Origin of the sequence: Acinetobacter sp. UBA2581, assembly GCF_002339435.1 — a bacterium.
GTDB classification, from domain to species: Bacteria; Pseudomonadota; Gammaproteobacteria; order Pseudomonadales; family Moraxellaceae; genus Acinetobacter; species Acinetobacter variabilis.
The window spans coordinates 13,187-33,635 of sequence record NZ_DDLD01000055.1 but is presented as its reverse complement, the minus strand read 5'-3'; the positions used below and the strand labels follow the sequence as shown (position 1 = coordinate 33,635).

Here is a 20,449-nt window from a genome sequence, read left to right as displayed (position 1 = left end):
TCAGCCTTAATATAAATATGGGGATTAAAAATTTTTTATCAATGAGATAGCAGTGTAAATACAGCTATCTCAGAGTCAAAAATTAGTGCTCAGCCCATTCAACTGTAGAAAGGTCGATACCTTCTTTGTACATATCCCAAAGCGGAGAAAGTTCACGTAATTTCTCAACAGCAGCTTTAGTGATATTTAAAACGTGATCGATATCTTCTTCAGTGGTGTACTTACCAAAGCTGAAGCGAATCGAACTGTGTGCAAGCTCATCAGAAAGACCTAATGCACGAAGTACATAAGATGGTTCAAGTGTTGCAGATGTACATGCTGAACCTGAAGATACCGCTGCATCTTTCAGTGCCATCATCAATGATTCACCTTCAACAAAGTTGAAACTTACGTTTAAGTAGTTTGCAACGTTTTGAGTTGGGTGACCGTTCAAGAATACCTGTTCAAGATCTTGTAAGCCATTCCAAAGCTTGTCACGAAGTACACGTAAACGAGCTTGTTCAGACTGTAAATTTTTGCCTGCAAGTTCAAATGCTTCACCCATACCAACGATCTGGTGAGTTGCAAGAGTACCTGAACGCATACCACGTTCATGACCGCCACCATGCATTTGTGCTTTTAGACGTACACGTGGTGAACGACGTACGAACAGGGCACCAATACCTTTAGGACCATAGATTTTATGTGCAGAGAAGCTCATCAAATCGACTTTCAATTGAGAAAGATCGATTTCAACTTTACCCGCAGCCTGTGCAGCATCAACGTGGAAGAAAATCTTTTTCGCGCGGGTGATTTCACCAATCGCAGCAACATCAGTTGTCGTACCGATTTCGTTGTTTACCATCATCAGGGAAACAAGAATGGTATCCGGACGAATCGCTGCTTCAACCATTTCTGGGGTAATTAAGCCAGTTTTTGGTTGCGGCTCAAGATAAGTAATCTCAAAACCTTCAGACTCTAGCTCACGACAAGTATCCAAAATTGCTTTATGTTCAATTTTAGAAGTGATGATGTGTTTGCCTTTAGATGCATAGAACTGAGCCACACCTTTTAATGCAAGGTTGTCAGATTCAGTTGCACCTGAAGTCCATACGATTTCACGCGGATCAGCTTTTACTAAATTCGCCACTTGTTCACGGGCGTATTCAACTTTTTCTTCCGCTTGCCAGCCATAAGCATGTGAACGAGATGCTGCATTACCGAAGGTGCCTTCGAAAGTTAAGCATTCCATCATACGTTCTGCAACTTGAGGATCTACCGGAGTTGTTGCTGCATAGTCAAGATAAATCGGACGTTTCATGTCAAATACCTGTAACCGATAAAAGGGCTGAATCAATGTTTGCTGAATTTTGGCGTAATGACACGGTTTGAACGTTGTCACGGGCTACAAGGTCAGCAAGGGTGATTTTTGCGAGATAATCGGCAATGTGGTGGGAGAGTTCTTGCCATAAATCATGAGTCAAGCACATCGCGCCATTTTGGCAGTTGCCTTTATGGTCACAGCGAGTCGCATCGACTGTTTCGTTTACAGCTTCAATAATTGCTAACACAGTAATTTCATCTGCGCTGCGTGCTAAATGGTATCCACCATTGGCACCGCGAACACTCGAAACTAGACCATGACGTTTTAGTTTCGCAAATAACTGCTCGAGATAGGCAACAGAAATAGTTTGACGTGCTGCAATTTCAGCAAGCGTGATCGTTTGTTCAGATGGCTGCAAAGCTAAATCAAGTAGAGCAGTCACTGCGTAGCGACCGCGAGTGGTTAGGCGCATGATTCGATACACATGGTTAGACTAGATGTGTAGATTTTATGAATCCCGACTAAATTAGTCAAGTTATTTTTGTGAATGGCGAGCGTATTTAATTTTCTGAAAATGAAAGAATTACGCGCTGATCCAATTATACACTAATAACGCAATCAAAAGTACTGTGATTATACTAAAGACCATATTGATCCGCTTTTGACGGCGTTCCATACGTTTAATGCGGTTGCGATACTGTTTAACTTCAACTTGCAGGCTATTAATTTTAGAACGTTGATCTTCAATTTTCTTTAATAAAGGCGCAATACGTTTTCTTGATGAAACAATATCGGTCTCATCTGCTGGTGGTTCAGATAACCAGTGCTTCCAGTCGGACAATACTTTAGGTAAGGCAAATAAAGTCAGTAAATCCCGGAACTCGTCTTTTAAAACCTGATTACCGTCAATACGCATCGCACGAATGCTTCTGCGATTACCAAAGATAAAGATCTTAATCAGATCCATTAAAGTGGTACGAACATCCAGATCAATAACTCTGCCTGGTGCTTTATAGTCAAATAACAGCCCGTCTTTGGTAAATTGAACATAGAAATCAAAATAGGGAATATAACTATTGATTTTTATTGTAATATTCTCATCTACAAACTTCTTCGCCTGAAGAGCAACAACACGGTCATGTTTGAGAATGAACGTGAATATTGTTTCTAAAACGATCAAAGTCATCGTAAGCAACAAATGTGGTTGATTTTGACTTTGTTGCGATTCACTCATATATAAAACCAATCCTTACCTGAAAATTAAAATGAAAAAGCATCCTGCTGAGTAAAAGATTTCAGGGTTAAATCAAATTAGACTTGAAATAAAGTGCTTTGTAGAACAGTTTAGCAAATCTATCAAGCCCTTAATTTGCTATTATGCGGTGATTTTGTAGATAATTTTATGATATTTGCATAGAAAATAAGCAGGAGTCGTGTACATGGATAAAACAAAAACGACACAAGATACAGATCAGGAATTGATTGAAAAACCAGTGAAGAGTAAGTCAAAGTCTGCTTCAGAGCGACGTTCAATGCTGGACTTTCGTAAATATACCAAGCAGATCTGGTTGGCTGGTCTTGGGGCATTTTCCCGGGCAGAGGAAGAAGGCAATAAACTGTTTGACTCGCTGGTCAAGGTCGGAGAAGAGCTAGAATCCAAAACAGTCGATATTGCAGATCAAACTGTGGAAAAAGTCTCCGAAAAAGCACGCGAATCTGTGACAGATACCAAAGATAAGGTTGAAAAACTGATCGACAACTCTGTTCATCATTCCTTGAATCGTATAGGATTAGTCACACTGAAGGATGTACAACATTTGGAGCGTTTAATTCTTCAGTTGCATGCCAAGGTTGATGAATTGACCTTGCAGCAAGAAAAAATACAGAAAGAATTATCGGAAAAAATACACACAAAATGATTTTCTTCATAATTCAATGTTTTTTTCGCATATATTTTGAAAAAAAAGAGGTTTATAAGTATTGCGTTTATACCTAAAGCATTGCTATAAAGGCGTTATGGTAGTTTAAACAAATTCTTGGACCTTAAATAAACGATATTAAGAGGACGTAGTTTTCATGAATAAATCAGAATTAATTGATGCAATTGCAGAGAAAGGGGGATTATCTAAGGCTGACGCAGGTAAAGCTTTAGATGCTACAATTGCTTCTGTTACTGAAGCTTTAAAAGCGGGTGATACAGTAACTCTAGTTGGTTTCGGTACTTTCGGCGTTAAAGAGCGTGCTGCACGTACTGGCCGTAATCCACAAACTGGTGCTACTCTTGAAATTAAAGCAAGCAAAGTACCTAGCTTCAAAGCAGGTAAAGGCTTAAAAGACGCTGTTGCTTAAGCTGCTTCAATCCTAAAACGCGCCTTCTTTGGCGCGTTTTTTATTGATAGATTTAATTGTTTTGATTAACACATTCATTCAATGGGTTTTTTCGGTTAAAATCCTCTGCAAATAAAATATTGGAATACTTATGGAATCTTTTCGTAAAGTTATTAAGGGTTGGTTGGGCAAGGTCTTGCTCGTTCTGTTTTTAACCCCTTTAGCGCTTGTAGGTATTGAAGGATATTTTAGCGGCGGGAATTCTGATGCAGCAAAATCAGTCAATGGAACTGATATCTCTAAACAAGAATTAGAGTCACTGACAAAATCATTCAAACAACAATACTTAAGTTATGCCAATGGTGATGAAACCTTATTAAATCAAAGCTTCATCGATCAAAAAGCGATGGATACTCTGGTTGCGCGTACCTTGCTCTTGCAACAGGCTGAAAAACTGGGGATTAGCCTGAGTGACCAGCAAATTGCACAAATGATTTCACAGCAGCCTTCTTTTCAGGAGAATGGCAAATTTTCTAATGCTTTATATGAAAATTACCTGAAATCAATTGGCATGACCAACAATGCTTTAGTAGAAAGTTTACGTAAAGACCATGCATTGAAAATGCTGTCTTCTACTTTTATGGATTATCCACTAGTTAGTCCGGTTGAAATGCAGCAAATTGCAGATCTGCAAACTGAACAGCGTCATATTCATATCGCTAGCGTGAATCTGGACAGCTATAAAAAAGCAGTAAAAGTATCAGAAGCTGATATTGCAGCATATTATGAAAAGCACAAATCCCAATTCAAGCAACCAAGTAGCGTTGATGTGGATTATGTGGTGATCAAGCCGAGCAATATTGATACTGCCAATGTAGCGGTCACTGATGCAGAATTGCAGGAAGCCTATAATAAATTTGTGGCTGACCAGAAGCAGAATGTAAAACCAGAGGTTAAACATATTCTGGTGACTGCAGATAGTCGTAGCGATGCTGAGGCCAAAAAATTGGCAAGCGAAATTGCAGCTAAAATCAAAGCCGGTACCACTTTTGCACAAGCAGCAGCTCAATACTCTGAGGATCCTGAATCTAAATCTAAAGGCGGTGCTATTGCTGTCTATGAAAAAGGCGTGTTCGGTACTACATTTGATCAGACTGTTGCATCCTTAAAATCTGGTCAAGTTTCAGCGCCTGTTAAAACAGATTATGGCTACCATATTATTTCAGTCCAATTGCCTGATGTAGCAGTTCCATCTTTTGAATCTCAAAAAGCACGTTTATCTGAAGAAGTATTGGCAGCGAAAAAATCTAATGCATTCTCTGATACGGTAAACAGTCTGAATGACATGGTCGTAAGTGCGGACTCGCTAGATGTCGTTGCTCAGGAAGTGAAGGGTATTCAGGTTCAGAAAGCAAATGGTGTGACACTTGCGACACGTGATCCATTGCTAAGTGATGCAGCTGTCAAAATTAAACTGTTTAATGATGACGTGAAAAATGGCGACCGTAATGCATCTTCAAGCATTCAGTTAGCCAATGGTGATGTGGCTTGGGTAAAAGTTCGCAATTATCATGCAGCGGGTGAGCAGACACTGGCAGAAGCTAAACCAGCAGTAAAAGCGGAACTGATTCAAGATAAAGCATTTGCTGCGGCCAAAGCTGAAGTTCAAACTGCATTGAATGAGTTTAAAACCAAGCCTGCAGCATCCGTTGCGAAAGGTAAACTGGTATTTGAAGATGCAGGCATCTATACACGCGCAGAAGGTCTGCTTAAGCGTGATGTACAACGTGCAGCATTTAGCGTGCCAGCGCCTAAAGCAGGTCACTGGTCAGTAACGACAGTAAATATGCCAAATGAATTGGTGGTTGTGGCAGTTTCTGAAGTGAAGAAAAATCCGATCGATGTTTTAAGTGCAGAGCAACGTAGTGAGCTGGTGAAATTGTATCAACAGCTTCGTGGTCAACAAGAATTTGATGATTATACGCGTTACTTAAAATCTCACGCAAAAATCAAATAAGATTCGCTTTTAAAAAACCAGCCTACGGGCTGGTTTTTTATTTTCTTAAGTAAGAAATAATATCCAAAATAAGAAGAGAGCATATAACTCTCTTCTGAAATCCGGTCATTTTATTCCGCTCTAAAAATTAGCTCATAACCTGTATATTTACGGATATTAATCACACCAGTATCCAGAATCAGATATTGGCCTTTAATCCCTTGTAGTTTGCCTCGGATCACTGGAGTTTTATCTAAATTGTGAGATTTGATTTTTTCTGGATATTGCTCTATCGGATAGATGAACTCACGTGGTAATTCCTTATCCAAAACTTCAATATTCTCATTAAACTGCAAATTCTGATTAAACTCTTCACGGATAGTTTGGATTTTCGGTGCAAATTCTTCAATCAGCTGATCGCGAACCTCAATCAGATTTAAAGGTTCCGCTTCACTTTTGAGTAATTTACGCCAGTCGGTTTTATCTGCGACCTGAGTACCAAACATCACTTCCAGTTTACCGGAAAGACGGCGAGAACCCACTTTCATGATAGGAAGGGCTTGAGTTGCACCCTGATCCAGCCAGCGAGTCGGCATTTGATTGATCCGGGTAATTCCGACTTTCAATGCACTAGAATTGGCCAGATAAACAATATGTGGCTGGAAGCAGACATTCTGTGCAAACTCATCTTCCCGGCAAGTGCCTAAATGATAATGGCAGGTTTCCGGTTTCATGATACACATATCACATGAAGCTTTAGTTTTAAAACATTTAAAACAGTGGCCTTGTGAGAATGATTTAGAAGTTTTTTTGCCGCAAGAAACACAATAGATATTTCCTGTCCATTCAATCTCGATTTCCTGACCTAACTGGAATGGAAGGTTAATTTCTGATCCATCTAATATTAATTTGTATTCAACATTTGCCCGCTGGGTATTTTGATCAGTTACACTAAGGTCTGTAAGACCGACGTGCATTTTATGGCAAATGCCCTGAAGTTCCATAAAAAATTACTCACTTAAATCATAAGGATGCAGTCATGGCTGAACAGAATGTCATCACTTCAATGCTAGACGATTTCGCCAAGGAACAGCCAATTCATACTGCTATTTGTATCGGGCAGGATTTGACCCAATCTCAGTTTCAGCAATCTATTCAATGGCACTATTTTAACGTATCTGAGGTTTTAAATCTGCCTTTTCAACAGCGTTATGACCTGGCAGTAATGATGCTGGACACTCCTGAAACCTTAGCATTGTCAGAACAGCAGAAGAGTCAAATTCTGGTTAAAATGCGTGATTTATTTGCAAAACGTCTGGTTGTGGTGAGTCGCTTGCAGGATGAAAAACTGCTCAGGTCTCTAGGTCTGACCCAGTTGATTGACAAGACAGTTCATGAGGCAGATTTTGCACTCTGGCAATTCAATATTTTGACTTATAAACATGTGCCAGACTGGTTTAACTCTAAATTCTGGGCTAACCCTGAAAACTGGGATAAATATCGCTGGTAAAATTGGAAAGCTAGGAAGGACTTATATCAGTATTGCAAATATTAACAAAATCCTGCATGGAAAATATAAGCCCAGACTCTATTCTGTAGAGAAGGCGTATACAGGAATGAGTTATGACCAATCTTAGTAGTATTGTGGAAATGCTGGCCAAGCAAGCCTTGGGAAATAACCAGTCGCAATCCCAGCAGCGTTCATCCCAGCAAGGGGGATTGGCAGATATTCTGGGATCAGTATTGGGTCATATCAATAATGCCAGTCAGCAAAACCAGAATCCAAATCAGCAGCATCAAAACTCACAACAGCAAAACAAGCAAAATGGTCTAGGTGCAATTTTAGGTTCTGTACTCAGTCAGCTCGGAGGTGGGAGCCAATCTTCCGCTCGACCGAGTTCTGGACCGGGTGGCAGTTCAACGACAAAGACTTTATTGATTGCTGTCTTGCCCCTGGTCTTGGCCTGGATTCAGAAACAGGGCGGTTTGCAAGGAGCCTTGGACAAACTCAAAGGACAAGGTTTAAATAGCCAGGTCGATGACTGGGTCTCTACTGGCCCGGGTGAAAATGCCAATGTTGATCCGCAGCAGGTACAAAACCTGTTTGATGACCAGGAAGTAGAACAGGTCGCAGAACAGACCCATGTGCCTAAACAGGATGTCTATAGCGCCATTTCTCAGGTCTTGCCGCAGATTATTGATTCACTGACACCACAAGGTGAGCAAACCAGCAAGCAGGAAGCCAATAATGATATTCAGAATGTATTGAATATGGTCTCAGGCTTGTTTAAAAAATAAATAAATCTATCCAATAAAAAATCCCGACTTTTAGCCGGGATTTTTTCTATTGAATTCTTTAAGCTTCTTCCAGATTCAAGCTAAAGAGTCGGTTGGATTTACAGATCTTCTTGGCCACATAATGCGATTTTCTAAGACGGATTAAAATAATCTGAGACTGAAATTCCAGTTCGCCAAATTCAGGTTCGACCTGAACATAATGCAATTGACCATACTCATCCCGAACTCGCGCTTGGGCAGAAAAACCGGGACGGGCATTGCCGCTCGAAATTGTGGCTAAACGGCCTAGCAGGTTTACATCATTCTTTTTATATTTAGGTGGAATAACCTGATCCAGACAATGAATCATAAATACGGTAAAGAAAATCGCAATGATCAATGCCGGTAGAATGATGTAATAGGCAGGTAAGAAATGATATTCCTGTGAATAGATCAGAAACTGAAGAAAATAGCCGGAAAAGCTAAAATTCATCAGGAAGAAAAAAACAATCAGGGTTTTGGAAAATTTGACATTTAGCCATTCAACATTCTGAAAGTCATATGGAGAAATGCGTTCCAGGAGTTGACTGGGTTTAAGCTTAAAATAGAAGGCAACTGTTTTTGCCACGCCAAGCAGAATGATGAACAATAAACTGAGATGAAATGGCATCAGGTTATAGTCAAGTAAAAACTCAGGCATGGCAAAATCCGTTTTAGCTATTATTCTGAAAGATAAATTCCGCCATCAGAATGCACGGTAATATCAACTTTTTCAAGTGATTGGCCTTGACAAGGTCCAGAAATACATTCACCGCTTTCGACTACGAACAGCGCGCCATGAGTAGAGCATTCAATAAATTCCTGATCACGGTCCAGAAACTGGTTTTCCAGAAATTCCAGTTCTACCTGTAAATGTGGACAAATATTTTGGTAAGCATAAAACGAACCATCACGCTGGGTAATAAAAATTGTATCCCCATTCGGAAGTTCAAAAGAGCGTGCTTCACGCTCTGGAATATCGTCAGTCATGCAAATTTTAAACATTAAGCACATTCCTTAAGAACATCTTTTAATAATGCGGTGTATTCTGAAACCGCCAGTCGTGGCCCAAATTGCGCTACCACTTGACTAGACACCAAAATTGCCAGTTCTGCTGCTGTTTTTAAGCCAAGACCCGCATTAAGCGCATATAAAAAAGCACCCGCGAAAGCATCGCCAGCCCCATTGGCATCCACTGCAGTTACAGCACGGCCCGGCACAGTAAAGGTTTCACCATTATTGGAAATAAGCGCACCATCAGCTGACATTGTAATGACAACGTATTGACTTAATTCCTTGAGTTTAGCCAGAGCTGCTTCGATGGTATCTGTTTCGGTATACATCAATGCTTCTTGCTGGTTGCAGAACAAGAGATCAACGCCATCTGCAATCATTTCATCCAGACCGGCACAGGCATATTGCACCATGGCAGGATCAGAAAGGGTAAATGCGATTTTAACCCCATTGGCTCTGGCAATTTCACGCGCCTGTTTTACGGCCTGACGTGCTGTTTCTGAAGTGGACAGATAACCTTCGATATAGAGCCATTTAGCAGTTGTTAAAGGCTGGAAGTCAATCTGTTCATCTGTCAGTTCAGCAGTAATACCTAAATAGGTATGCATGGTACGTTCAGAATCTGGGCTGACCAGAACCATACAGGTGCCGGTTACGCCTTCACTAATCGATTGGGTTGTAGTTTTAATGCCAGCTTCATTTAAGCCATGCAGATAGATATGACCCAAATCATCATTACCGACACGGCAGGCATAGAATGCAGAGCCGCCCAAAGCTGCAAATGCAACTGTAGTATTGGCTGCTGAACCGCCTGAAGCCTGACCTTTATAAGTTTGAGTTGCTTTTAAGTTTTGATACAGAGTAGCCTGAGCTTCACCATCCGCAAGTTGCATGGTGCCTTTTTGCAAGTGATGTGCAGTTAAAAACTCATCAGAAACTTTAAATTCCTGGTCAATCAGCGCATTGCCAATCGCAAAAAGGTCAACAGTAGACATATCCAAATATCACATTAAAAATGAAAGTGCTAAGTTTACACGATTGCTCGGGTTTGCTGTAGTTCACTGAAACATTTTCAGAATACTTTAAAAAATACTGTAACTTATTCAGCTTGAATCTTTGGTCTAAGAATTGGTTTATTTTTAAACGGTAGCGAGTGCAGCCATTGATTTAAAGGTTGGATTTTATTTATAAGATTAGAGTACCAAGCAGTTATACTGGTGCGACATTTGAACAATCATCTAAAACAGTGTGGGTATATGGATATTAAGATTGTAACAGCCGAGCAGCTCCCTGATCAGATTGACACTTTAGCGACACTGGCGCGTAAAGAAGGTTATGACCTGATTGATAAGTTAATTGAAGAATACCGCACTGGAAAAAACTGTTTCAGTCAAAATAATGAATTTCTGGCCTGTGCCTATGATGGCAATAAACTGATTGCCTGTGGCGGCTTAAACCAGCAATGGGGCGATAACGGCATTGAAGAAAGAATTGGCCGGGTACGTCGCTTCTATGTGCATCCAAAATATCGTCAACATGGTGTAGGTAAGCAGCTTCTGGCTTATCTGGAGCAGTTGGCACGACCATTTTATTCAGCACTTTGTTTACAGACCGATACCAAACTGGCCGCCAGTTTCTATCAAAAACAGAACTATGTCTTTGTTGAAAACCACCCGAGTTATAACTATTTCAAGTATATGATCTAGAGATCATTGCCAAACCTGATCATTTAAAAATCAGATGATCAGGTTTACTTAATTCGATCAAAATCCTCGGTTTTCTGCGTGAATAATTCAAACAACTACAGCTATAATGCGAATAATAATTTTTTAATTTAAGCATTAGGAGATCGCATGACTGTAGATGTCACTGAAACCATTTCTCAAACTGTACATCCTGCGTTTCAGTTGGTACGTCAACAACATGTTGAAGCTTTAGACATTTTAGTGTCTGAATATAAGCATAAAGTGACTGGCGCCACCCATTATCATCTGGCGACCAATCATGATGAAAATGTTTTTCTTGTTGCGTTTCGCACCCAGCCAATGGATTCGAAAGGTGAAGCGCACATTCTGGAACATACTGCACTGTGCGGCTCAGAAAAATTCCCGGTACGTGATCCGTTCTTCTTGATGATTCGCCGTTCGCTTAATACTTTTATGAATGCCTTTACAGCGGCAGACTGGACGGCTTATCCATTCGCAACTCAAAATGATAAAGACTTCCAGAACTTATTAGAAGTTTATATGGATGCGGCCTTTGCTGCGAACCTGAATCCGCTGGATTTTGCTCAGGAAGGTATCCGTATTGAGCTGGAAAATGGCGAGCCAGTGTATAAAGGCGTGGTATTTAATGAAATGAAAGGGGCAATGAGTTCACCTTCAGATCAGCTTTATCATACTTTGGCGCATCACTTATTCCCGGACACCACTTATCACTACAACTCAGGCGGCGATCCTAAAGATATTCCAGACCTGACTTATGAAGAGCTGGTGAACTTCTATAAAACGCATTATCACCCAAGTAATGCAGTATTTATGACCTTTGGTAATAAATCTGCTGCTGAGTTACAGGAACAGTTTGAAAATCTGGCACTGTCTAAATTTGGAAAAGGTGAAACACTTTATTCAACGCCAGAAACCCGTTTAACTGCGCCACTCAATGTAACAGAAACCTATGCAGTTGATGGGGAAGATCTGAAGGACAAGACTTATCACGTATTGTCATGGTTATTGCCAGAAGCGAGTGATATCAAGTTACGTTTAGGCTTGCGTCTCGTAGAAGGGATTTTGCTGGAAGATTCAGCATCTCCCTTACGTCATTACTTGGAAACCTGTGGTTATGCACAGTCAACTGGCCCATTCATGGGCGTAGATGATTCCAACTTTGAAATGACCTTCTACTGCGCGGTTCAAGGTTCAAACCCTGAACATGCTGAAGAATTCAAAAACGGAGTTTTCAAAGTTCTGGAAGAAGTTGCCTCTAAACCTGTTGATCAACAGGCAGTAGATGCGATCCTACATCAGATCGAATTGCATCAGCGTGAAATCAATGGTGATGGTACACCGTATGGTCTAAGCCTGATTTTAAGCGGCTTAAGCAGTGCAATTCACCATCGTGATCCAGTTGAAGTCTGGGATGTGGACTCTGCAATTGCTTCAGTAAAAGAAGAGTTGCAAGATCCAATGTGGCTGTCGAATCTGATTAAAGATCATCTTTTAGATAACCCGCACCGTGTTCAACTGACTCTGGTTCCGGATGCAAGCAAATCTACCAAAGAAGCGGAAGAAGAAAAAGCACGTCTAGCTGAAATTGGTAAAGCTTTAACTGAAGAACAAAAAGCAGAGATCAATGCCCAAACTGAAGCATTAAAGATCCGTCAAGATACCCCAGACGATTTGAATCTGTTACCTAAAGTTGGTCTGGAAGATGTGCCTGCGGAATTGCAGATTGTTCAAGGCCAGTTGCGTGAGATTATCTGTAACCGCGTAGATACGCCGTTGAATCTTTATCATGCAGGTACTAATGGGATTTATTACCAACAGGTATTGGTGAAAATTCCAGATGAAGTGGTGCAATCACCGTATTTCAACCTGTTGTCTATTTTAATGGGTGAAGTTGGTGCGGGTGAATATGATTACCTGCAATTCCAGCAACTGCAAACAGCAGTCAGTGGTGGTCTGGGCATGGGCGCTTCATTGCGTTCTAAAGTGGATGACAAAAACAAGATCAGTGCGTGGTTAACTTTAACGACTAAATCTTTGGCTAGCCATCTGGATGCGATCCGTCTGTTAAAGATCGGTTTTGAGCAGCTACGCTTTGATGAAAAAGGCCGTATTATTGAGTTATTACAACAGCGTAAAACTCGCTGGCAATCACGTATTTCCGGTTCGGGTCATAGCTATGCGATGCAAGTGGCATCACGTCAGCATAGCGCTCTAGCCTTGCGTGATTATCATAATACCGGTCTGGGTGCTTTGAACTGGCTGATTAACTTGGTCAATCAGGCTGAAAAAGATCCAGCAGCTTATGACGCCATGATTGATGAATTAAAACGCATTCATGCAGTCTTGCTGCAAGCACCAAAACAATTCCTGTTGGTGTGTGAAGAACAGCAGTCTGAGCGTCTGATTGAAGAAATTCAAAATGTCTGGGATAAGCTGGAAGTGAATACTGCACCTGCAGAATTGACTCAGGTTGAAAAAGTTAATCACAGCAATGATGAAGCCTGGTTGATTCAGACCAATGTGCAGTTCTGTGCAGCAGCTTATCCTGCGGTAGAAGTTTCACATCCTGATGCTGCTGCCTTGATGGTATTGGCAGGCTACTTGCGTAATGGTTATCTGCATAGCGCAATCCGTGAAAAAGGCGGTGCTTATGGTGGTGGCGCAAGCTATGACGGAAATGCATGTTCTTTCCGCTTCTATAGTTATCGCGATCCACGCTTAGCAGAGACTTTCCAGGACTTTGATGCAAGTATCCAATGGTTGCTTAACGCACCTCAACAACCGCATCAGCTGGAAGAAGCCATCTTGGGTTTAATTGCCAGTATGGACAAACCGGGGTCACCAGCAGGTGAAGCGATTACTGCCTGTTATGCCTACCTGCATCAACGTACGCCAGCATTCCGTAAACAGCTTCGGGAACGTTTGTTGCATGTCACTCTAGATGATTTGAAACGTGTCGCACAGACTTATCTGGTTGAACAGCAAGCTTCAAAAGCGGTGGTTGCGCCATTTGCCAAACGAGAAACTTTAGAACAACTCGGCTTTACAATTCAGCAAGTTCAATAAATAAAAACAATGAGGATAGAGGATGGCGCTTAATTCTATTAAGCGCTCAACTTTGCAGCTGGGCGTTTTGCTTGGCTGTGTAGTTGGGACGCAAGTTAATGCGGAAGATAAAACTGTAGCGAGTAGTCCGATGCCGGCAACGGCGGAGGCTTGCTCTGCGGTTGAAACCAATTCAGAACGCTTGGCCTGTTATGATGCGGTATTTAAAATACCGGCCGATAGTAAGCCAGATATTGTTTCTGAACGGCGTGCAGCCATAGAAATTGCGCCCGAACCTGATAACCTCAAAGCAAAAATTGAACAAACCGTTTCCAATATCTATGCTTCAGAAGGATCAAAGCTGACTCCGACTTTATCCTTGCTGGATAGTCGTTGGGAATTGTCGCCGGAAAGTAAACTGGGTACCTGGAATATCCGTTCCTATCAGCCGATTTATCTGATGCCAGGATTCTGGACTTCCAAGAAAAACGAGTTTCCGCAAAGCGAAAACCCAAATAACACGGTTAAAGAAGACCAGAATTTGACCTCGATTGAAGGGAAATTCCAGTTATCTTTAAAAACCAAGGCGGTTGAAAATATTCTGGGTGATAACGGTGATCTCTGGCTGGGTTATACCCAGTCTTCACGCTGGCAGGTATATAACTCGGAAGAGTCCAGACCATTTCGTGAAACCAATTATGAGCCTGAAGCAAGCCTGATCTTCCGTACCAATTATGATCTGTTTGGTTTGAACTGGCGTATGCTGGGACTAACCCTGAATCATCAATCTAATGGCCGTTCCGATCCATTATCTCGTAGCTGGAACCGGGTAATGCTGAATCTCGGTTTCGAAAAAGACAACTTCGCCATAATGCTGCGCCCTTGGTATCGTATCGAAGAAGATCGTGCAGATGACAATAATCCCGAGATTAAAAACTATATCGGGCGTGGAGATTTAACTGCATTTTATCGTCATAATGCCCACGATTTTTCCCTGATGTTGCGTCATACACTTAAAGGTGGTGATGATAACCGTGGTGCGGTACAGTTCGACTGGTCATTTCCGATCAGTGGGCGTCTACGCGGTCAATTCCAGCTCTTTGATGGTTATGGTGAAAGTCTGATTGATTATAATCACCGTGCAACTTATGTGGGCTTGGGTGTATCCTTAATGAATTGGTACTAATCTGTTTCATGTAAAAAACCACGCTTATGCGTGGTTTTTTGCTTATGTGAATTCATTTAAATCTTAACCAATCTGAATTTCTGAAGGCGGATGTTTAAGACGGCTCTTTTTCGGTGTTGCAATTAAATAGGCAAGGGTCAAAGGTCCTAGACGACCCGCATACATCATCAGCATCAGAATGATTAAACTCGCTGGTTGCAATTCTCCAGTAACACCACGCGTTAATCCGACCGTACAGGCGGCAGAAACCGCCTCAAACAGTAAATCTAAAAAATCATGATCGGGTTCTAGAATGAGTAAACTCATAAAACCGGTCATGACCAGACCTGCGGTAATACACACAACCGCTAAAGCCTTAAAAGTGGTTTTTTCAGAAATAGAATGATTGAACAAGCGAATTTCATCTTCACGGCGTAGAAAACTGATTACGCTGATCACCACAATAATAAAGGTGCCAACTTTAATTCCACCCGCCGTACTTAAGGAGCCGCCACCAATAAACATTAAAAAAATGGTGACTAGACTAGAGGCATCGCTCATCTGGTCCATGGGCAGACTATAAAAACCCGAAGAGCGGGGAACTGTGGCATGGAACCAGGCATTGAGTGCCTGATCACCCACGCTCATCAGCGCTAAAGTTTGTGGATTAGAGGCCTCTAATAGCCAGAGTACAATAAAAGCACTCAGGTTAAGACCCATAATCGTAGTCAGAATCAGCTTGCTATTCGGACTGAGTTTGCGCCAGCTTTTATTCTGTTTTACATCCATCAGAACCAGAAAACCGATCCCGCCAATGATATACAGCATACTGATCGTAAAGGTCACAAAATACTGGCCGGAAAAGCTCATCAAGCTATTGGGGAAAAGGGAAAATCCGCCATTATTAAACGCAGAAACACTATAGAAAGCCGCATAAAACAGTGCTTCACCAAAAGGATAATCTTCCAGCCAAGCCAAGGTTAAAATCAGGGTGCCAATCGCTTCGAAAAACAGGGAATATAGGAAAACTGCTTTAATGGTAAAACTGACTTTCTTCAAACTGGTCTGGCCAATAGCTTCCTGTGCCATCACTTGCTGTCTTAAACCAAGTTTAGGAGACAGGCTCATGAAGGCGAGTATGGCAAAGGTCATAAAACCGAGACCACCACATTGCAGCAGGAACATAATCACGACCTGCCCAAAGGGTGTATAAGCTTCACCAACATTGACCACAGACAGTCCGGTAATTGTCACTGCAGAAGTCGCTGTAAAAATCGCCTCTAACCAGCTGATTTCAGTTTGATGGGCAAAGGGCAGCATCAGTAATAAAGAACCAATAAAAATCAGTCCGAGAAAACCTAAGGCCAGCAGACTCGGTGGACTGAGATTAACAATCCTATTCTGGTTTAAATTTGAGCTTTTCATATGGCCTTAAAATGCTTGGACAAACGGCGTAGAGGCTCCAGCAATCCTTCCACTACCAGAATGTCACCTTCTTTAAGTAACAGCTCAAGATCTACGATATGCTGTATTTCAGTGCCGCGTTTATGCAAAAGAACTTTAATTTCGGGAACCTGGTTCATTAACTGGCGTAAAGGAGTGTCATGATGATCGGCATGAATCTCAATTTTGACAATATAGTGATCATCTTCAAGTGACATATAACGGCTAACCATCGGATAGCTGAGTGATTGTGCCACACGGACGCCCATATCTTCTTCAGGATGAATAATTTTTTCGACATTCAGATGAGTCAAAATCATATGGTGGGCTTTGGATTTGGCTTTGGCCCAGATTTTCTTTACACCCATATTTTTCAGATGCAGTACACACAGAATACTGGCTTCAATATCTTCACCAATTGCGACTACGACTGCTTCACAGCGCTGGATATCCAGTTCATCCAGAACATGCTCATCGGTTGCATCGGCAATGACCGCATGGGTGAGCTGATCGGAAATATTTTCCACATATTTTTTATCGAGGTCGATTCCAATCACATCATGTTTCAGGCTGATCAGTTGAGTCGCTACTGTTGCACCGAAGCTGCCCAGCCCAATGACTGCAAATAAAGCCATGCATATTTCCCTAAATCTTTTTATTTCAAATCAGTTCATGTCTAAGTACGTATCTTAAAGATTTTTATAGTTTTCAGCTATCTGGTCTTACATAAATACTTCACACATTTTTTTAGCTGGACATAAAAAAACCGCCTCGAAAGGCGGTTTATATTAAACTGATTATTTCAAGAAACGCTGATAACCCAGGTTATTGGTGATTTCTTCATATGGATAAGTGATACTCTCCAGAGTTTCGATCAAACCGTCTGGATTCTGTTTTGCATCTTCCGCTTCCAAGCCGACCAGTACGCGACCTTCTGCAGCGCCGTGGTTACGGTAATGGAACAGGGTGATGTTATGCGTTGGGCCAAGACGTTCTAGGAACATTAGCAGGGCACCTGGACGTTCCGGGAATTCCACACGGAACAGACGTTCATTTTCAATATCAGCATGACCGCCAATCAGGTAACGGATATGCAATTTTGCAACTTCATCATCAGACAGATCATCAACATCGTAGTCGAATTTCAGGTTTTCATAGATTTCCTGACGTTCTTTTTCACCATTTTTCAGGCTGATACCGACAAAGACCTGAGCTGCAGAAGCATCACTTGAACGGTAGTTAAACTCTGTGATATTACGGCCTTGTAGTGCACGGCAGAATTTCAGGAATGAACCTTTTTCTTCTGGAATAGTTACGGCAAAGATAGCTTCTTTGCGTTCGCCGAGTTCTGTACGTTCGGCAATATAGCGCAGACGGTCGAAGTTCATGTTAGCACCGCAAACAATGGAAACGATATTTTTGCCTTGAATGCCGTGTTCAGCGACATATTTTTTAATCCCTGCCAACGCCATTGCACCAGATGGTTCTACAATACTACGGCATTCGTCATAGGTATCTTTAATTGCTGCACAGACTTCATCGGTATTGACCAGTACGACTTCTGGTTCTACGAGCGGGCCAGAGTTATCTGATTTTTGTAAACGGATCACATCAAATGGTTTTTCACCAATTTGGGCTACGGCTGTACCATCAGCAAATAAACCTACAGATGGAAGAATCACACGCTCATTGGCTTCTAAAGCAGCTTTTAAACAGGCAGACTCATCGTATTCCACCGGAATGACTTTCACATGCGGTGCGACATCACCTAAATACGCTGCAACACCGGCAATCAGGCCACCACCACCAACAGCAACGAAGACATATTCCACATCACGCCATTGACGCAAAATTTCATTGGCAATGGTGCCTTGACCGGCCATCACCAGTTCATCATCATAAGGCGGAATGAAGGTCATGCCATCTTCTTGGGCACGTTGAATCGCATACTTGTTGGCGACATCAAATGAATCACCATGCAAAACCACTTCTCCACCGAGACGTTTAACCGCCTGTACCTTGATATCCGGTGTGGTTTTAGGCATCACAATAATCGCGCGAATACCCAGCTTTTTCCCTGAGAGTGCCACGCCTTGTGCATGGTTGCCTGCTGAAGCTGTGATAACGCCACGTTCGAGTTGTGATTTCGGTAATTGACTAATACGGTTATAGGCACCGCGTAGTTTGAATGAAAAGACCGGTTGTAAATCTTCACGTTTAAAGCGAATATTATTATTTAAGCGTTCGCTAATTCGTGGCGCTGCTTCGAGTGGGGTTTCGATTGCAACATCGTAGACCGTTGCTTGTAAAATTTGTCGAACCAAACGAGACAGCATGTTAATTTTCCATCTAACAGTTTAAAATAAGACTCTATTGTAACAAACCACACGGCTTTGCGGTTTAAAATTACTGCAAAAGTCCAAATTAGTTGAGTGATGTCATGAGTCTATATGCAACCCAAGATGAGAAAAAACAAGCTGCAGCCAAAGCGGCTTTAAAACACTTACCAAAAGGGGGCATTTTAGGCGTAGGTACAGGTAGTACCGTTAACTTTTTAATTGACCTTTTACCAGAACTGCAATTGGAAGCTGCTGTTGCAAGTTCTGAAGCGACTGCACAGCGTCTGAAAAAATTAGGCATTGAAGTGGTTGATATGAATAGCGTGGGCGGTTTAGATGCCTATGTCGATGGTGCTGATGAAATTGACCGTCATATGCACATGATTAAAGGAGGTGGTGCTGCGCTTACACGTGAAAAAATCGTGGCGTCGATTGCGAAAAAATTCGTATGTATCGTCGATGATTCGAAATGGGTAGAGCAGTTGGGTCGTGATTTCCCATTACCTGTTGAAGTGATTCCAATGGCACGTTCAGCAGTCGCACGTAAGTTGGTGGCATTAGGTGGTGATCCTGCTTACCGTGAAGGTGTAGTGACTGATAATGGAAATGTTATTTTGGATGTGCATAACCTGAATATTCTGAATGCGCTTGAGCTGGAAAAAACGATTAATGACATTCCAGGCGTCGTATGTAACGGTATTTTCGCGATCAATAAAGCGGATATTGCGATTGTTGCGACCAATAATGGTATTGAAGAGCGTACAGCGATTTAAGAAATCCTCCCTGACCCTCCTTTTTCAAAGGAGGGAAAAGTCTTTAATTTGATAAAGCTCCTCGAAACTTCTATAAGTTTGAACTTCCCCCTTTATTAAAGGGGGATCGAGGGGGATTAGTAAAATAACGATTAAATATAAAAAATGACCCTAAACGACCTGCCCGAAATCCAAATCACCCGAAATGTTCGCTCAACACGTCTCAGACTGCGTGTAGAGGGTGATCAAATCCGTTTAACCGCACCTGTATTTTGTAGCAAAAAACAGATTCAGAATTTTATTGACCAAGCGGAAAGCTGGCTACTGAAAACATGGAAATTGCAGCAGGAAAAAAATCAAAGTATTGATAGATCTTTACCAGCAGAATTGCAGCTTTTTAATCAGACTTCACCCATTCAGATTGTTTATCAAAGTCAGAAGCAGAACTTCCTTTTTGATGCTGAAATATTACAGTTGTCGATTAGTGATCGAAATCCTGAAGGATATTTAAAAGCTTTTATTATTTCTTATGCCAAAGAACAGTTGCCTGTTTATCTGAACAAAGTAAGCCAAGAAACAGGATTATCATTTAACATTTGTAATGTTCGCCAACCGAAAACACGATGGGGCAGTTGTTCTGCCAAACATGACATCATGCTAAATAGCGGCATCATTCTGTTTCCTGAAAATATCGTGCGTTATTTATGTGTGCATGAACTGGCCCATACCCGGCATTTTGACCATAGTCCTCGTTTCTGGGCGGAAGTGGCAAAGCATGATCCAAACTATTTAACTCACCGCAAAATTCTGAAAAATACCGTAATACCATATTGGTGGACAGCTTAAGAATATCTTTAGAGGAACTCGGATAGTATTTATTCACTTTCAAATAGCCTAAGCAATAGACATAATTCTCTCAAAGTTTTTAAAAACACTCAAAATAAAAGGGTAAATAAAAAACCATCAATCCCTAGTGAAACAGTTTAGAAAACCTCAAGTTCCTGTCATACTACAGCCCATA

20 protein-coding genes are annotated in these 20,449 nt (G+C 41.6%); 10 read left to right on the top strand and 10 right to left on the bottom strand.

Features of this window, described 5'->3' with window-relative positions; all coding sequences use genetic code 11:
• Positions 1–82: 82 nt before the first annotated feature.
• The 3 genes from B3Q46_RS06865 to B3Q46_RS06855 form a co-directional block, all read right to left on the bottom strand.
• Positions 83–1,300, bottom strand: a complete 1,218-nt coding sequence (locus B3Q46_RS06865) for an IscS subfamily cysteine desulfurase (protein WP_104426169.1) — start codon at positions 1,298–1,300, stop codon at positions 83–85.
• Between the two features lies 1 nt (position 1,301).
• Positions 1,302–1,775, bottom strand: a complete 474-nt coding sequence (locus B3Q46_RS06860) for an Rrf2 family transcriptional regulator (protein ID WP_004786058.1) — start codon at positions 1,773–1,775, stop codon at positions 1,302–1,304.
• Positions 1,776–1,886: 111 nt separating this feature from the next.
• Complete coding sequence (locus B3Q46_RS06855; protein ID WP_104426168.1) at positions 1,887–2,537, bottom strand: hypothetical protein; 651 nt, start codon at positions 2,535–2,537, stop codon at positions 1,887–1,889.
• A gap of 205 nt (positions 2,538–2,742) precedes the next feature.
• Between B3Q46_RS06855 and B3Q46_RS06850 the strand changes: the two genes are divergently transcribed.
• From B3Q46_RS06850 to B3Q46_RS06840, 3 genes are all read left to right on the top strand, one after another.
• On the top strand, positions 2,743–3,222 hold the full coding sequence (locus tag B3Q46_RS06850; protein ID WP_034170344.1) for a phasin family protein: 480 nt from the start codon (positions 2,743–2,745) through the stop codon (positions 3,220–3,222).
• Positions 3,223–3,379: 157 nt separating this feature from the next.
• Positions 3,380–3,652, top strand: a complete 273-nt coding sequence (locus tag B3Q46_RS06845; protein WP_004786051.1) for an HU family DNA-binding protein — start codon at positions 3,380–3,382, stop codon at positions 3,650–3,652.
• 130 nt (positions 3,653–3,782) lie between these two features.
• Complete coding sequence (locus B3Q46_RS06840) at positions 3,783–5,648, top strand: SurA N-terminal domain-containing protein (RefSeq protein ID WP_104426167.1); 1,866 nt, start codon at positions 3,783–3,785, stop codon at positions 5,646–5,648.
• A gap of 110 nt (positions 5,649–5,758) precedes the next feature.
• On the opposite strand, the gene B3Q46_RS06835 is transcribed toward B3Q46_RS06840, so the two are convergent.
• Positions 5,759–6,631 (bottom strand): DUF2797 domain-containing protein, encoded by an 873-nt coding sequence (locus tag B3Q46_RS06835; RefSeq protein WP_104426166.1) that lies wholly within the window; start codon positions 6,629–6,631, stop codon positions 5,759–5,761.
• Between the two features lie 35 nt (positions 6,632–6,666).
• Here B3Q46_RS06835 and B3Q46_RS06830 point away from each other — a divergent pair, with 35 nt between their 5' ends.
• Both B3Q46_RS06830 and B3Q46_RS06825 read left to right on the top strand, forming a co-directional pair.
• A complete protein-coding gene (locus B3Q46_RS06830) occupies positions 6,667–7,137 on the top strand; it encodes a DUF6231 family protein (RefSeq protein ID WP_104426165.1) in 471 nt (156 codons plus the stop codon).
• A gap of 113 nt (positions 7,138–7,250) precedes the next feature.
• The gene (locus tag B3Q46_RS06825) at positions 7,251–7,925 is read left to right on the top strand and encodes a YidB family protein (protein WP_104426164.1); all 675 of its coding nucleotides are present in this window, start codon (positions 7,251–7,253) and stop codon (positions 7,923–7,925) included.
• A gap of 58 nt (positions 7,926–7,983) precedes the next feature.
• Here B3Q46_RS06825 and B3Q46_RS06820 read toward each other — a convergent pair whose 3' ends face one another.
• Genes B3Q46_RS06820 through B3Q46_RS06810 form a run of 3 tightly spaced genes read right to left on the bottom strand, consistent with a single transcriptional unit; the run spans position 7,984 to position 9,952 of the window.
• Entirely contained in the window at positions 7,984–8,604 is a 621-nt protein-coding gene (locus B3Q46_RS06820; protein ID WP_034702547.1) for an OB-fold-containig protein, read from the bottom strand.
• A gap of 20 nt (positions 8,605–8,624) precedes the next feature.
• Positions 8,625–8,933, bottom strand: a complete 309-nt coding sequence (locus B3Q46_RS06815; RefSeq protein ID WP_373684488.1) for a Rieske (2Fe-2S) protein — start codon at positions 8,931–8,933, stop codon at positions 8,625–8,627.
• Between the two features lie 14 nt (positions 8,934–8,947).
• Positions 8,948–9,952 (bottom strand): adenosine kinase, encoded by a 1,005-nt coding sequence (locus B3Q46_RS06810; RefSeq protein WP_286714029.1) that lies wholly within the window; start codon positions 9,950–9,952, stop codon positions 8,948–8,950.
• A 261-nt stretch (positions 9,953–10,213) separates the two neighbouring features.
• Between B3Q46_RS06810 and B3Q46_RS06805 the strand changes: the two genes are divergently transcribed.
• From B3Q46_RS06805 to B3Q46_RS06795, 3 genes are all read left to right on the top strand, one after another.
• The gene (locus tag B3Q46_RS06805; RefSeq protein WP_034170350.1) at positions 10,214–10,663 is read left to right on the top strand and encodes a GNAT family N-acetyltransferase; all 450 of its coding nucleotides are present in this window, start codon (positions 10,214–10,216) and stop codon (positions 10,661–10,663) included.
• Between the two features lie 147 nt (positions 10,664–10,810).
• The gene (locus B3Q46_RS06800; protein ID WP_104426162.1) at positions 10,811–13,750 is read left to right on the top strand and encodes an insulinase family protein; all 2,940 of its coding nucleotides are present in this window, start codon (positions 10,811–10,813) and stop codon (positions 13,748–13,750) included.
• Between the two features lie 22 nt (positions 13,751–13,772).
• A complete protein-coding gene (locus B3Q46_RS06795; RefSeq protein ID WP_104426161.1) occupies positions 13,773–14,915 on the top strand; it encodes a phospholipase A in 1,143 nt (380 codons plus the stop codon).
• Positions 14,916–14,978: 63 nt separating this feature from the next.
• Here the strand turns inward: B3Q46_RS06795 and B3Q46_RS06790 are convergent, their stop codons facing one another.
• The 3 genes from B3Q46_RS06790 to ilvA all read right to left on the bottom strand — a co-directional run bounded on the left by B3Q46_RS06790 (position 14,979) and on the right by ilvA (position 18,673).
• A complete protein-coding gene (locus B3Q46_RS06790) occupies positions 14,979–16,319 on the bottom strand; it encodes a TrkH family potassium uptake protein (RefSeq protein ID WP_034170353.1) in 1,341 nt (446 codons plus the stop codon).
• A complete protein-coding gene (locus B3Q46_RS06785; protein ID WP_208461706.1) occupies positions 16,316–16,972 on the bottom strand; it encodes a potassium channel family protein in 657 nt (218 codons plus the stop codon). The genes B3Q46_RS06790 and B3Q46_RS06785 overlap by 4 nt, the downstream gene beginning before the upstream one ends.
• Positions 16,973–17,134: 162 nt before the next feature.
• On the bottom strand, positions 17,135–18,673 hold the full coding sequence (gene ilvA, locus B3Q46_RS06780) for a threonine ammonia-lyase, biosynthetic (protein WP_286714028.1): 1,539 nt from the start codon (positions 18,671–18,673) through the stop codon (positions 17,135–17,137).
• A gap of 104 nt (positions 18,674–18,777) precedes the next feature.
• On the opposite strand from ilvA, the gene rpiA reads away from it, so the two are divergent.
• Both rpiA and B3Q46_RS06770 read left to right on the top strand, forming a co-directional pair.
• A complete protein-coding gene (gene rpiA / locus B3Q46_RS06775; RefSeq protein ID WP_159122734.1) occupies positions 18,778–19,449 on the top strand; it encodes a ribose-5-phosphate isomerase RpiA in 672 nt (223 codons plus the stop codon).
• Between the two features lie 144 nt (positions 19,450–19,593).
• A complete protein-coding gene (locus tag B3Q46_RS06770; protein ID WP_286714027.1) occupies positions 19,594–20,274 on the top strand; it encodes a M48 family metallopeptidase in 681 nt (226 codons plus the stop codon).
• The last annotated feature ends 175 nt before the right edge of the window (positions 20,275–20,449 follow it).

What these genes read in the sequence shown, in the direction of transcription:
- B3Q46_RS06865 (WP_104426169.1), bottom strand. Translation starts at nt 1,300, where the DNA reads ATGAAACGTCCGATTTATCTTGACTATGCAGCAACAACTCCGGTAGAT.
- B3Q46_RS06860 (WP_004786058.1), bottom strand. Translation starts at nt 1,775, where the DNA reads ATGCGCCTAACCACTCGCGGTCGCTACGCAGTGACTGCTCTACTTGAT.
- B3Q46_RS06855 (WP_104426168.1), bottom strand. Translation starts at nt 2,537, where the DNA reads ATGAGTGAATCGCAACAAAGTCAAAATCAACCACATTTGTTGCTTACG.
- B3Q46_RS06850 (WP_034170344.1), top strand. Translation starts at nt 2,743, where the DNA reads ATGGATAAAACAAAAACGACACAAGATACAGATCAGGAATTGATTGAA.
- B3Q46_RS06845 (WP_004786051.1), top strand. Translation starts at nt 3,380, where the DNA reads ATGAATAAATCAGAATTAATTGATGCAATTGCAGAGAAAGGGGGATTA.
- B3Q46_RS06840 (WP_104426167.1), top strand. Translation starts at nt 3,783, where the DNA reads ATGGAATCTTTTCGTAAAGTTATTAAGGGTTGGTTGGGCAAGGTCTTG.
- B3Q46_RS06835 (WP_104426166.1), bottom strand. Translation starts at nt 6,631, where the DNA reads ATGGAACTTCAGGGCATTTGCCATAAAATGCACGTCGGTCTTACAGAC.
- B3Q46_RS06830 (WP_104426165.1), top strand. Translation starts at nt 6,667, where the DNA reads ATGGCTGAACAGAATGTCATCACTTCAATGCTAGACGATTTCGCCAAG.
- B3Q46_RS06825 (WP_104426164.1), top strand. Translation starts at nt 7,251, where the DNA reads ATGACCAATCTTAGTAGTATTGTGGAAATGCTGGCCAAGCAAGCCTTG.
- B3Q46_RS06820 (WP_034702547.1), bottom strand. Translation starts at nt 8,604, where the DNA reads ATGCCTGAGTTTTTACTTGACTATAACCTGATGCCATTTCATCTCAGT.
- B3Q46_RS06815 (WP_373684488.1), bottom strand. Translation starts at nt 8,933, where the DNA reads ATGACTGACGATATTCCAGAGCGTGAAGCACGCTCTTTTGAACTTCCG.
- B3Q46_RS06810 (WP_286714029.1), bottom strand. Translation starts at nt 9,952, where the DNA reads ATGTCTACTGTTGACCTTTTTGCGATTGGCAATGCGCTGATTGACCAG.
- B3Q46_RS06805 (WP_034170350.1), top strand. Translation starts at nt 10,214, where the DNA reads ATGGATATTAAGATTGTAACAGCCGAGCAGCTCCCTGATCAGATTGAC.
- B3Q46_RS06800 (WP_104426162.1), top strand. Translation starts at nt 10,811, where the DNA reads ATGACTGTAGATGTCACTGAAACCATTTCTCAAACTGTACATCCTGCG.
- B3Q46_RS06795 (WP_104426161.1), top strand. Translation starts at nt 13,773, where the DNA reads ATGGCGCTTAATTCTATTAAGCGCTCAACTTTGCAGCTGGGCGTTTTG.
- B3Q46_RS06790 (WP_034170353.1), bottom strand. Translation starts at nt 16,319, where the DNA reads ATGAAAAGCTCAAATTTAAACCAGAATAGGATTGTTAATCTCAGTCCA.
- B3Q46_RS06785 (WP_208461706.1), bottom strand. Translation starts at nt 16,972, where the DNA reads ATGGCTTTATTTGCAGTCATTGGGCTGGGCAGCTTCGGTGCAACAGTA.
- ilvA (WP_286714028.1), bottom strand. Translation starts at nt 18,673, where the DNA reads ATGCTGTCTCGTTTGGTTCGACAAATTTTACAAGCAACGGTCTACGAT.
- rpiA (WP_159122734.1), top strand. Translation starts at nt 18,778, where the DNA reads ATGAGTCTATATGCAACCCAAGATGAGAAAAAACAAGCTGCAGCCAAA.
- B3Q46_RS06770 (WP_286714027.1), top strand. Translation starts at nt 19,594, where the DNA reads ATGACCCTAAACGACCTGCCCGAAATCCAAATCACCCGAAATGTTCGC.